This is a genomic window from Aurantivibrio plasticivorans, from assembly GCF_055392955.1.
Window position 1 is genome coordinate 3,049,459 of record NZ_AP036020.1, and the last position, 12,231, is coordinate 3,061,689.

Genomic DNA, 12,231 nt, shown 5'->3' on the forward strand with positions numbered 1-12,231 from the left:
GGATTACTGAACTCGGTAGGTTTCGTCAATAATCGTCACTGGCTCAAAGGTTTTGCCAGATTTCATAGCGTCTAAGGTTTCTTGTTTGACCTCTTCATCAATCCAAAACAAGCCACCAATAGAACCTAAATTTGCAGTAGCTGCGGTAAAGTCAAACAAGGTATCGGACCATTTCGTGCCTGGAGGATTAGGCAACTTCATCCAGCGCCAATACCCTTGCCGAATATAAGGAATCATATAGGTTGGAATATAAGCACCATGCTCATGAATTTTTTCCTGAATCGCATGGGCAGCCGCAATAGCAACATCCTTTTCTTCTGCGAAGCGATATGTATCTATCAGTGCATCCAACTCAGGGTCGTCCGTATTGGTTATATTATTGGTTTGCGGAATGTGCGCATTGGACGAGTGGTAACCACCCCAAAACTGTGGTCTAAGCCCTGTACTCCAGCCCATCCAAGAAATTTGATGCTTTTTCTCTAATACTTTCTTGAAAGAAGCAGCACCATCTAACCGCTCAAGCACTAATTCTAACCCCGCCTTTTTCGCTTCTTCCTTAAGAAAAACTAATCGATCAGTATGCAACTCCGAGGTGTATGTCACTGTTAGAGAAAGTTTAGCTCCCCCCTTAGTCCTAATACCGTCGGGCCCTCTTTCATTCCAACCAGCTGCAGAGAAATAGCTGTCTGCTTTTTCTAAATCAAACTCTCGAGCGCGAATATTAGTATTGCTATATTCGCCATAACCCACAGTGCCACTATGCAGGCGTTCATAATCACCACGCAACACTGTATCTATCATTTTGCTGATATTGAGAGAGTGAGCTATTCCATAGCGAACATTTTTATCCGATAAGATTGGATCGTCCTGATTAAGATAGAGCCCTTGCGATGGTTGAGATACATCGTTATAGAACCACATTTTGTGGATGTATCCGTTTTGAAATTCTGGAGTATTTGATTTCTCGTGCCAATAAGAAGGCAGGGTTAAACCAAAAGCATCTAGTTCCCCACGCAGAAAATACCTATACATAGTTTCTGGGTCTCGAATGACTTTAATACTAACCTTGTCCACGTTGAATCTATTTTTGTAGTACTTTAAATCTTGGGCCCACCAATCTTTTTTTCGCGTAAATACGACAGATTTACCTTTATCAATTTTGCTTAATTGATAAGGCCCTGTGTTCGGTTCAATCTTCCAGTTGTAATCTCGCACCCAATTTTCGTCTAGCTTATGAAAGTGCCTAGCTGTCGGACTGATACTGTAATAGTAATGAAGATCTACTTTGGGTCTAGCAACATCTCCTGTAACACTAATCGTATAGTCGTCGTATTTTTTTACACTCAATATTCGGTTGGTGTAATGATCGTTGTACCAAGGAGCTACGATATGCTCTGAACGCATAAAATCTAAAGTAAACATATAGTCGTCTGCGGTAACTGGTTTACCGTCTGACCACACCGCTTTAGGGTTGAGCTTATAATAAATAGTTCTCCCGTCTTCACCATAGGCCCAGTGGGTTGCCATCGCAGGAATTACGTTATGCGTATTCGGGTGGAAGTCAATCAATCCAAGTTGGTTTCCCAATATGGATGATCTGAATCCTGAGTTAGAGTCCGGTCCGACCCAACGTAGCGTCAATGGAAATGAATCCATCGCGCTTCGTAGCGTACCGCCTTTTTTTGCTTCAGGAGAAGCGAAAACAGGGTCTTCATTATTTGTTTCCCAAACCAGCCCCGTAGGCAATTCACTCACCGGATACGCTTTTAACTCGCTCTCATCGACCAATGATTGATTATTTTGCTCTCCCTCTTCACTAGAGCAACCGATCAGGAAAAGTGCCGTCACTGACAAGCAAGTTAAAATCAGTTTTTTCTTCATGGGTCACCTTTAACTATTCGTAAATTGTGTGCCGTTTAGGGTCAAATGCTTCGCGGATTGCTTCACCAACAAAGGTCACCATCGTCAAGATAATAATCAACGACGCTACAACCGATGATACGATCCAAGGCGATTGGAGATTTGCTATACCTTGACTCAACAACTCCCCCCAACTCGGGGTGGGCGGAGGTAAGCCAAAGCCTAAAAAGTCGAGCGATGTTAATGCGGTAATACCACCTGCAACGGAAAACGGGATAAAGGTAATAATTACTGAAACTGTATTGGGTAATATGTGACGGAACACCACGCGAGACGTTCCCGCACCTAGCGCTTTTGCGGCTAATACATACTCTCTGGATTTTTCTTTGTAAGTGGCGGTGCGCATATACCAGGTCATGCCCATCCAGCTGAACATCACCATCACGAGAATTAGCGTCCAAAAGCTTGGCACGATGATGGAAGCGATAATCATGATGACGTACAAAAAAGGAATATTGGACCAAATTTCTATGAGTCGTTGAAATAGAAGATCAAACGCCCCACCCCAGTATCCCATTAAACAACCAATAGCCACCCCAACTGAATAATTACATAGCAGTAAGAATAACGAAAAGAAGATCGCAATCCGAAAGCCGTAAACCAGGCGAGCCAAAATATCGCGCCCCACGGTGTCAGTGCCTAGATAGTGCTGCGTCGTAATCGATGGGGCGTAAGGTGGGTAGCTGCCTTCAATAAAATCGTTCTCAAACGCATTGTAGGGAACGATTGGCATCAGGACCCAATTTTTATTACCCGAACTGTCTTCCCCTTGGGCTTTAAACTGTTTTTGTAGATCGCGATAGTTGGTTTCGTATTGATAGTCGAGGCCGAAGGTTTCGCCGGGAATGACGGCGCCGTAGGTTGGGAAATACCACTCCCCTTCATAACTGACGATTAACGCTCGGCTATTAATTAACAGCTCCGTTACCAGCGATAGTAGAATCAATACCAAAAGAATTATCGCCGACCAATAACCACGGCCAATCGAGCGAAAGCGATTAAATGTTTTTTGAGTTTGCGGATTGAGGTTGATTAACGCCATCGATTACGCCCCAAACTTAACGCGAGGGTCGACCAACGCGACGCAGATATCGGAAATAATATTGCCGATCAAAGACAGCAGTGAACCAATCACTAATATACCCATGACCACGGGGTAGTCTCGCTCGACCAGCGACTCATAGCCGAGCAGCCCAAAGCCATCAATATTAAATATTTTTTCGATCAGAAATGAGCCAGCAAGAAACAACGTGATGTTTTCACCAAAATTGGTTGCGATAGGAATTAGGCTATTTCGTAACGCATGTCCAACGACCGCACCTTTAAAGTTCAGACCTTTTGCCATGGCAGTTCTAACATAGTCGGCAGCAAGGTTATCCATTAGGGAGTTCTTCATCATGAATGTCATCACGGCAAAGCTACCGGCCATGTATGCTATCAACGGCAATACGGAATGACTGATAATATCGCCAACTTTCCCAAGAAAACCGAGTTCATCGTAGTTGTCGCTGACAAATCCACTTAAGGGGAACCAGTCCAAGTAAAAAGCAAACACCGTTAGTACAATAATACCGACAACATAACCGGGAATGGCATACCCCACAAATACAAGGATTGAGGTCAAGTTATCTATTGATGTGTTGTGTTTTATCGCTTTGAGAATACCTAGCGGTATACACACCGCGTAGGTCAGTATCATGGTCATCACGCCATAATAAATTGAGATGGGTAAACGCTGCTTGATACTGTCCCAAACGGGTTCGCCGTACCGTGTCGAGTAGCCCAAGTCGAGTTGCAGTACATCTTTTAACCAAATGAAATAACTGACGATAACGGGTTTATCAAAACCGTAATATTCTTTTAATTGCTGGAGCTGGTCTTCTGAAAGCGTTGAGCCTGCTATACCGCGATTGCTGGTTTGAACAGAACCCCTGTCGCCCGACTGTAATTGAGCTTCGGTCAACATTCGCTCAATTGGCCCGCCGGGCACCATACGAGTTACTGTAAAGACCAGCATGGTAACGCCAAGAAACGTGGGGATAATTAACAAGAAGCGTCTTATAAAGTAGGACGTCATTCAGTGGTTCCTAATACCTTCTGCGTTCTAAGCAATGCTATGAGCTTTAAGTTCTTATGCTTGCGACCCTGGCTCAGGAGGACAATAGCGCACCAATATACTATGTAATGGAAACGCCTTAAATAGCGGGTATCACAGTAAATTGTTACATGATGAGCGCTGAGCTGTTTGCGAGCACTTACTCCGTAGTAACGCTCCGATTAACCGTTGGATGTTAGTACCCTTTGCGGCTTTTTTGTTCAAACTGAGTAAAAGGTTAGCAATACTGCGCACTAGGGTCTCATGATGGGCCAGTCAGCCGCGTCGACGGAATCGAGGTGTGTTTGGTGTTGATCACCTTCCCACTTGGCAATGAATTCACCGCGCGGATCATATTGGGCGGTCTGTTTCTCGATATCAAAGTGACGAGAGCCACGAGGATCTGCTCCGACTCCCGCCAAGTATTGCCAATTTCCCCAGTTACTCGCCACATCGTAGTCGACCAATTGCTGCTCAAAATACGCGGCCCCCCAACGCCAATCCAAGTCTAGTTCGTGGATCAAGCAGCTCGCAACAATCTGCCGACCACGGTTAGACATATAGCCGGTTGCGTTGAGCTGGCGCATGCAAGCATTAACGAGTGGATAGGGGGTATTGCCATTTGCCCAACGCTGGTAGCGCTCAGGATAGAAACACCGCCTCCCCGGTTTGCCCGTTATACCCTGAAAACGAAAGAGGTCTTGTTTATGCGCGCAGGCGTACCACTGAAAGTATTCTCGCCAAAGCAATTCAAAGTAGAGCCAATGGGTTGATTCGTTGGCCACGACATCGTTTTCAAATTCACGCAATACCGACAGCACCCTGCGCGGCGAGACGCACCCCTGAGCTAGCCAAGGAGAAAATTTGCTGGACGCGCTAAAGCCTTCTAGCGCATTGCGTGTTTCTTTGTATGTGGAGGGTGCCGGTGAGGAGAAATAACCTCGCAGATGGGTTAACGCTGCTCTCTCGCCGCCCGTAAACATTGCAGAGCTATGACGCTTTTCACCGTATGATGGGTCAATTTGACGAAGCGCATGCTCAATATTGTGTAGCGGCACTAATGGTGGCCCAGGCACACACCTGGCTTTGTCGCGGGCAGGCAACACTTTTCTGTTCTCGACAAGTTTACGAAACTGAGTAAACGTTTGCGGCAACCGGCTCAACTTGAAGGGCAAGTCCTGCTGGGTAAATAGCGTATGTGTTGAAAAGCTTCGAAACTGCACGTTTTCAGCTTGCCGCTGTAGTTCTTGCCACTGCCGAGCCTCGTAGACTCCGGCAAGCTCCGAACGAAATACAGCACCGACATGGTAGGTACGAATTAACTTCTTCAACACATCAACGGGTTTGCCATGAAACACCAATAGCTGCTGGCCCATCCCACTTAATTGCTCACTCAGATCTTGCAGGCTTTCCGCCAAAAAACGTCGCCGCGACTCCCCCATAGAAGAACTTGCGTATGCGTTGGGCGAAAACCATTGAAGGTCCACAACGTAGACACACAGCAGTTTCTTGCTTGTCAACGCGGCGGTTTGCAGCGCGTTGTTGTCATCTAACCGGAGATCTCTTGTAAACCAATACAGGCTCGTGTCGTACATTCTGCTTCTCTTGCTACATCATTTTACGTGGCGGGCAACGAGATTTGATTGAAAAAAAGGGCGTTTGTTGCGCTATGTAATGTTACGCAGCGAATTCACCTATAGATTCATTGATCTAAACGCAAATACCGTTGCGGAGGTATATGCACAAAGGTAGATCTATTGCCTAGTTTACTTGCGTATATAAAGACTGATCAGTAACGTTGGCCAACCGTACTTTTTATTAGAACATGGTCTAACGTCGGATAGTCATTTACGCAGCACAAAGTCGAGCCAATACACCAGGGAACAGTCATGAACGAACACGCTACTAAAAACCAACAAGCATTTTACGAATGGCTAGAAACCCGCAACCCGAATCAGCCGGAATTTGTGCAAGCCGTAAAAGAGCTATCTGGTGATGTCTTTCCCATTGTGGAGGACAACAAACACTATCAAGACGCGCAAGTACTGCAGCGACTATCGGAACCAGATCGCGTCATCTCATTTCGGGTTTGCTGGCAGGCGGATGATGGCACCATCCAAATCAATCGCGGCTGGCGCGTCCAGCACAGTGGACTTATAGGCCCTTACAAAGGCGGCATACGCTTCCATCCTAGCGTTAATGAATCTATTTTAAAGTTTCTTGGTTTCGAACAAACATTCAAAAACGCATTGACTGGGCTCTCGCTGGGAGGAGCAAAAGGCGGCGCAGATTTTAACCCGCAGGGTCATTCCGACGCGGAAATTATGCGGTTTTGCCAGGCATTTATGAACGAACTATACCGCCACATAGGAGAGACCAAAGACGTTCCCGCCGGGGATATCAATGTATCTTCACGTGAAATTGGCTACCTCTTTGGTCAATACCGCCGCCTTGTTAATAACTTCGCGGGCGCTCTCACGGGCAAAGACATTGAGTTCGGTGGCAGCCATGTTAGAGTTGAGGCAACCGGGTACGGTCTAATGTACTTCGTTAAAGAAATGCTAGAACATGTCGACGAAAAAGTGGCCGACAAACGCATTTGTATTTCCGGCGCTGGCAATGTCGCTTTGCATGCAGCGCTAAAAGCCATCGATTTAGGCGCAACGGTTTTAACACTGTCGTCAAGCCAAGGGGTTTTGCAACATAAGAAAGGGTTTAGTGAAGACGACATACGTACCCTACTCTCTAAAAAAGGCAGCTCAAGCGAACGCCTAAAATCATTAGTCAATAGCGAGACCATCTCATGGCACGATGATCAAAAACCTTGGTCGGTCGAATGCGACATTGCCTTGCCTTGTGCAACCCAAAATGAATTAGATGGCAGCGATGCAAAAAAATTAATTGAGAATGGATGTCGCTGGGTCGCAGAAGGGGCCAACATGCCCTGCACGGCCGACGCTATCGATGCGTTCGAAGATGCTTGTGTGCCCCATGTACCGGGTAAGGCATCGAACGCAGGTGGTGTTGCACTATCCGGTTTAGAAATGGCACAAAACGCGGCGTTTGTGTCTTATGATTTCGACAATCTCGATAAACGTCTTCAAGACATCATGGCAAATATTCATAAGCGGTGTACCGGTGATGGAAAACTTAGCGATGGCAAAATACACTATCGTAGAGGGGCAAATATAGCCGCCTTTAAACGCGTAGCTGATGCACTGGTCGCACAAGGCATTGGCTGACAGCGTAAAACCTAGTTATTAATGGGCTCATGTTATGTCATTAGACGAAAAGATTGACGTTAAGTTTGTTTTGCACGTGCTTGAAAAGATCGTCACGCACGGCCATCGGGACGAAACTCGAGAGTTTCCCACTCACCAGCTCGAGGGGATTTTTGCGTCTTCAGATCTTGATGGATACAACGTCGTGCTATTTAATGAGTATGTTTCACTGACGATACAATTCCATAGCAAGTATGTGTTCGAATACAACAATCAGAGAGAGCGGCTGCTGTTTTTAGAAAAGCTTGAACATATCCAACGTGCTTACAGTAATAATAAGCAAAAATAGAAAAACCTGATGAATAGTCACGACGCTATCTAAAGCGGCTTGTCTACTCGACCTTAAGAATCACAAGAACAATCTCAGCGACCTGAACACCAAATTTAATCATCACACTCTCATTTATCAGCGTGGTGTCATTAATGAGATACATGCGATCATCAATTCGCACGTCAAGTGTCCCGTCGTTGTAGGGAACTCTTAGCACGTAATCGAGAAATAACGCATTACCCGCTACGCTTGCCTGCCCACTACCCACAACGTCACCGGCGGTCGCAGTATACTCACCATTGCCAATGGGTGTTAAGGTCCAAACGCGTGTTTGGGTTTCTCCATCGTCAAACTCGAAGTGTTCATCTAATGTACCAATACCGCCGTCACTCCAACTAGCATCGATGGTGGCATTGAAGCGTCGAGTCACCTTACCGGAATAATTTTTCAATACGCCGTGCGCCGTCAGCTTGCCGTTAAAAAATTCCGTTAACTGTAATTTTGGTTGATTATTTTCGTAGTCAGTTACTTGGACAGAACTGCACCCAATGAGAGTTAACGATAGAAAAAAAACAAATAGTTTATTTAGCATCATAACAACTTGTCGCTATTGAAGATTAGTGACTAACGGAGAGGGCTGATTAACATCTTTCAGGAATTCCAACACGTCTGGTAGGACATTAGACCAACTGCCGAGGATCGGAGCCATTGCCCCGACGGTGCCAGCATGCCCAACATCTTCGTAATAAATAACACGATGAGGAACACTATGTTCTTTTAGCGCCGCAGCCAAACGTTCGGTGTTACGCGGAATTACGGTGGAATCATCAAGGCCTTGTATAAGCAACGTTGGCGGAATATCACTGCTAACAAAGTGAATAGGCTGTGTGAGCTTCAAATCTTCTGCGCCAGCGAATACCTTTTTTAAGCGTTTACTCTGTAAGGGGAGGAAATCATAGGGACCTGAAAGACCGACCCACGCGGCGACCGACTTAGCATCGGCGCCGGCTTTTTGTAAGTATCGAGGATTTGACACTAACATAGCAGCAATGTGCGCACCGGCCGAATGTCCCATTAAGACCAGCGTGCTATCAGGGTAGCGGGTTTGAATCGTTGCCACAGCATCGGCCGCATCTTCAATAAAACGTGGAAAGCTAACCTCAGGATAGACACGATAGTCAGGAATAGCGACTCGAAACCCTTCGCTTGTTAGTGCCTGCGCGACAAATCGATAATTTTCTTTTTTGCCGCTTTGCCACCCGCCGCCGTAGAAAAATACAATGGTTGTGTTCTGGTAAGGCGTTTTAGCAGGCCAGTAATAATCAACATTCTGTCGCTTTAACTCACCATAAGAAATCTGATCTATACGATTGTAGCCGTCGTCAGGTGTCACGAAGTCGACAACGCCAAACACACAGCCCTGTAGAACTGTCGAAATAAAGATAACGGGTAGAATTAGGTGCAGACGCTTCATGGTCATCCTTTAGTGTGCATGTCTATCTAAATACGGTACAACCTTCTTTTTGGATCAGGAGGTTTACCACCAACTATGACAAAGGGATGAAGAGTGTGCAGGTTAAGGGGGCGAGGAGGCCTAATCGGATTCAGATAAATTGGCGAGTGTTTGACTCCCTGATTCCATTCGCGTTATACCCATCGTAGGACGGAGAATATAATGATTAATATAGTCAGCCGTGATAGAGGCTGAAACCACTGCTTGGTGGCCTTTATCGATTCCGTGAATTCTATTTGCACGAACTTGAGAACGACTATCAAGCTGACTGGCGAGACTCACTGTACCATCAATGTTCTCACTACTCGTTTCTTTGGGTGAAAAACTAAATAGCAAGGTATGGTCTACCTGTGGAGGCAAGCCGCGTTGATTGAGATTACTAAGAAATTTACTTTCTGGATTCATGTCTCGCCAAACCGGTGCCACAACCGGCGCATATTCCACGCCTAAACGAGCCCCATCATGCCCTGCCCAAGGCGTCGAGATGGTGAGTATACGATCTGCGACGGGTACTTCATTTTGATGCTGAATCTGCAAATAGCGTTTTGTTATCAACCCTCCCATACTGTGTGCAACAATCCTAACCTCCAAGTCCGGAAACCTATGACGCATTTCGGTTGCAACATACGACATTATCGAGGCACTAGCCTCTAATTCAGCACCTGATGGGTAGTGGAAAAATACGGGCTGGTAATTAGTCCAATTTAGCTGTGGTATTAAATCGCGCCACACTTTGGGAGACGAGTTGATTCCGTGGACGAATAGCACCACACCCCTATCTGGGTCCCACGGCTGCGCCAAATAAAACCCATAACCTACTTCATTGATAAAGCGATAGGGTTGCCACAATCCAATTCTAGTCACGCTATCTTGAAATTTTCGCTCGTCGAAACTGATTAGTGAACCAATATCAGCACTTAAATATGGCACGGTACTAATGCTATCTTCTTTAGATAAGTCGAGGCTTGGAATAGCCGATTCAGAAGTCCGCGGTTTTAAAGACACAATATTGAAAGCCCAATGCTCGGTGTCTAGCGTAGGCGGGCTTTCCACCAATAAATCTGCGTTTATAGAGGCTGGCTCACCCGCTTGGTATTTAAAATCGGCATTCACGTCTTTGAAGACAAAAAGAATTGGCTCAGAAGACGAATGGCCCAATGCAAATTCATTTTGTTTTTCGCCTAGTACTTGATACGACAACACCTTGTGACTCTTGGGAGACAGCAGCGCCGCTATAGTATGACCAGCGTATGACATATCATTTGTTGGGACTATACGCCCTGCAATTAAGCGCATTTCGGCGTTTGCAGAATCTAAATCAACCTGGAGATCACTTAAGTCTTGCACCAGGCTACAAGAACCAAGCAAAAGAAGCGTAGCCAGAAATAGAATTTTGGACATACATACACCTAACAATTAGGAAACCCTGTGTTACACGTAGAGGCTGTCATCTACCCGGCGAATTGTGTCTATCACACGACGCTCTAAATAATTCGATACTACCCCTACGTAAGTTTTGCTAACGATAATCTTAAAGTCACACTCTTTGCAGGTAAACTTGATAATTAGAAAGTTCGATAATACACGCCACTTTATCGCATTATCAGTGGCATCACTTTCAACATCGAAACGATTACATTAGTCACACTGCAAGAAGCTACGCAGTGCGACGAAAGCAGTGGGCTTTAAAAAACCAGATGTTTGGTTCTAACTGTGGAGTTAAGGTTGATCAGCCGACAGATTATGTCCGCACATTATCTATCGCCTTATAAAAAGTGCGGCTAATAAAAATATCGCTATTTAAAAACAGAAAAGCCGTCGTCAGCGTAGATCGTTGTACCATTGACGCAGGCGGCTTCATCGCTTGCTAAAAATGCGACAACTCGGGCAACGTCTTCAGGTTTGATTAGCGTCCTACGTAAATGTTTTTTCGCCATGGCATTCTCTAACCCGGCGTTACGATATTCACTAATCATATTTGTATCCGTCACTCCCGGAGCAACATTAACCACACATATGCCGTACTGTGCTAACTCTAAAGCGGCAGATTTTGTCATATTTTCAACCGCTGCTTTGGACGCGTTGTAACCCACACTATAGAGTGACGCCAATTGACCATAGATCGACCCAGTGTTGATGATCACTCCGCTATTGCCACCCTTGATCATTGCGCGAGCGGCAGCCTGAATTCCGTAGAACACGCCATCTTGATTAACAGAGACTACTCTACGGTACTCTTCGGGAGTCCAATCCAGCAGCTTGCCTCCACCGGCAACACCAGCGTTATTAAACATAATGTCTAACCGGCCGAAGTGATCGACACACTTTTCAACTAGGCTTGTTAATTGAACCGGATCAGAAACATCGGTCTTTTGAAAAAAGCTTTGCACGCCTAGATTAGTAATTTCTAAAACGGCTTTGTCGGCATCGCTGTCATCCAAGTCAGCAATAACTACATCCGCACCTCTCTTAGCTAACTCAAGCGCTGAGGCTAAACCGATTCCTTTTACGCCACCGGTCACTATCGCAACCTTTCCAGAGAGAGACCTACTTTGCGTTTTAGACATCTATTTTTCTTCTATTTACATAAATTGAATGGGAAGATTAAAGGAAAGCGTGACAGGAATGAATGATAACTTTCATAGGAACATAAAAAACCCCGAGCGGCGTATGCTACACGGGGTTTTTAATTAGCAGCCTGACAACATCGTCTGGAACGATGTTGGGCGCCGGAGGGACGACGGCGGGTCGAAGACCTGCATGACACGGATGTCATGCATCACTATGACCGTATCCCGCAGGGATAGGTCAGCGTTATAAAAGAAAAGGCCAGTTGATTACTCAACTGGCCTTTTGCATTAGAAGCCTGACGATGACCTACTCTCACATGGGGAAACCCCACACTACCATCGGCGCTAAGTCGTTTCACTACTGAGTTCGAGATGGGATCAGGTGGTTCCAACTCGCTATGATCATCAGGCAAACTGGTATGGATTGTGGTTGGTCTTATCATCGAGTGATGTGCCGCACGTTCCAAATAGGGTGAGATAAAGTGTTACCGTGTTTGTCACATTGTGTTAGTAACATTAGGTAAGCTTAATAAGTAAGTAGTGTACTGCCTATTGGCGTTCAATCTGTCCGCGATCCTTTT

At 45.7% G+C, this 12,231-nt stretch carries 10 protein-coding genes and 1 rRNA gene; 2 read left to right on the plus strand and 9 right to left on the minus strand.

Features of this window, described 5'->3' with window-relative positions:
* Window positions 1–3 precede the first annotated feature (3 nt).
* The 4 genes from ACZ5NB_RS13625 to ACZ5NB_RS13640 all read right to left on the minus strand — a co-directional run bounded on the left by ACZ5NB_RS13625 (window position 4) and on the right by ACZ5NB_RS13640 (window position 5,610).
* Window positions 4–1,881, minus strand: a complete 1,878-nt coding sequence (locus ACZ5NB_RS13625) for an extracellular solute-binding protein (RefSeq protein ID WP_460234489.1) — start codon at window positions 1,879–1,881, stop codon at window positions 4–6.
* 13 nt (window positions 1,882–1,894) lie between these two features.
* The gene (locus tag ACZ5NB_RS13630) at window positions 1,895–2,962 is read right to left on the minus strand and encodes an ABC transporter permease (protein WP_460234491.1); all 1,068 of its coding nucleotides are present in this window, start codon (window positions 2,960–2,962) and stop codon (window positions 1,895–1,897) included.
* Between the two features lie 3 nt (window positions 2,963–2,965).
* Window positions 2,966–3,997, minus strand: a complete 1,032-nt coding sequence (locus tag ACZ5NB_RS13635) for an ABC transporter permease subunit (RefSeq protein ID WP_460234492.1) — start codon at window positions 3,995–3,997, stop codon at window positions 2,966–2,968.
* 272 nt (window positions 3,998–4,269) lie between these two features.
* Window positions 4,270–5,610 carry a DASH family cryptochrome gene (locus tag ACZ5NB_RS13640; RefSeq protein ID WP_460234494.1) on the minus strand — a complete coding sequence of 447 codons (1,341 nt, stop codon included), beginning with the start codon at window positions 5,608–5,610 and terminating at the stop codon, window positions 4,270–4,272.
* Window positions 5,611–5,904: 294 nt separating this feature from the next.
* Between ACZ5NB_RS13640 and gdhA the strand changes: the two genes are divergently transcribed.
* The gene (gene gdhA / locus ACZ5NB_RS13645; protein WP_460234495.1) at window positions 5,905–7,257 is read left to right on the plus strand and encodes an NADP-specific glutamate dehydrogenase; all 1,353 of its coding nucleotides are present in this window, start codon (window positions 5,905–5,907) and stop codon (window positions 7,255–7,257) included.
* A 34-nt stretch (window positions 7,258–7,291) separates the two neighbouring features.
* Window positions 7,292–7,585: a DUF3081 family protein gene (locus ACZ5NB_RS13650; protein WP_460234496.1), complete on the plus strand. Its 294-nt coding sequence runs from the start codon at window positions 7,292–7,294 to the stop codon at window positions 7,583–7,585.
* Window positions 7,586–7,628: 43 nt separating this feature from the next.
* On the opposite strand, the gene ACZ5NB_RS13655 is transcribed toward ACZ5NB_RS13650, so the two are convergent.
* From ACZ5NB_RS13655 to rrf, 5 genes are all read right to left on the minus strand, one after another.
* Complete coding sequence (locus ACZ5NB_RS13655) at window positions 7,629–8,159, minus strand: DUF3833 domain-containing protein (protein WP_460234705.1); 531 nt, start codon at window positions 8,157–8,159, stop codon at window positions 7,629–7,631.
* A 15-nt stretch (window positions 8,160–8,174) separates the two neighbouring features.
* Window positions 8,175–9,041: an alpha/beta hydrolase gene (locus tag ACZ5NB_RS13660; RefSeq protein ID WP_460234497.1), complete on the minus strand. Its 867-nt coding sequence runs from the start codon at window positions 9,039–9,041 to the stop codon at window positions 8,175–8,177.
* 120 nt (window positions 9,042–9,161) lie between these two features.
* A complete protein-coding gene (locus tag ACZ5NB_RS13665) occupies window positions 9,162–10,481 on the minus strand; it encodes a lipase family alpha/beta hydrolase (protein ID WP_460234499.1) in 1,320 nt (439 codons plus the stop codon).
* 395 nt (window positions 10,482–10,876) lie between these two features.
* Entirely contained in the window at window positions 10,877–11,647 is a 771-nt protein-coding gene (locus tag ACZ5NB_RS13670) for an SDR family NAD(P)-dependent oxidoreductase (protein WP_460234500.1), read from the minus strand.
* 297 nt (window positions 11,648–11,944) lie between these two features.
* Window positions 11,945–12,060, minus strand: a 5S ribosomal RNA gene (gene rrf, locus ACZ5NB_RS13675).
* Window positions 12,061–12,231 lie beyond the last annotated feature (171 nt).

What these genes read in the sequence shown, in the direction of transcription:
- ACZ5NB_RS13625 (WP_460234489.1), bottom strand. Translation starts at nt 1,881, where the DNA reads ATGAAGAAAAAACTGATTTTAACTTGCTTGTCAGTGACGGCACTTTTC.
- ACZ5NB_RS13630 (WP_460234491.1), bottom strand. Translation starts at nt 2,962, where the DNA reads ATGGCGTTAATCAACCTCAATCCGCAAACTCAAAAAACATTTAATCGC.
- ACZ5NB_RS13635 (WP_460234492.1), bottom strand. Translation starts at nt 3,997, where the DNA reads ATGACGTCCTACTTTATAAGACGCTTCTTGTTAATTATCCCCACGTTT.
- ACZ5NB_RS13640 (WP_460234494.1), bottom strand. Translation starts at nt 5,610, where the DNA reads ATGTACGACACGAGCCTGTATTGGTTTACAAGAGATCTCCGGTTAGAT.
- gdhA (WP_460234495.1), top strand. Translation starts at nt 5,905, where the DNA reads ATGAACGAACACGCTACTAAAAACCAACAAGCATTTTACGAATGGCTA.
- ACZ5NB_RS13650 (WP_460234496.1), top strand. Translation starts at nt 7,292, where the DNA reads ATGTCATTAGACGAAAAGATTGACGTTAAGTTTGTTTTGCACGTGCTT.
- ACZ5NB_RS13655 (WP_460234705.1), bottom strand. Translation starts at nt 8,159, where the DNA reads ATGCTAAATAAACTATTTGTTTTTTTTCTATCGTTAACTCTCATTGGG.
- ACZ5NB_RS13660 (WP_460234497.1), bottom strand. Translation starts at nt 9,041, where the DNA reads ATGAAGCGTCTGCACCTAATTCTACCCGTTATCTTTATTTCGACAGTT.
- ACZ5NB_RS13665 (WP_460234499.1), bottom strand. Translation starts at nt 10,481, where the DNA reads ATGTCCAAAATTCTATTTCTGGCTACGCTTCTTTTGCTTGGTTCTTGT.
- ACZ5NB_RS13670 (WP_460234500.1), bottom strand. Translation starts at nt 11,647, where the DNA reads ATGTCTAAAACGCAAAGTAGGTCTCTCTCTGGAAAGGTTGCGATAGTG.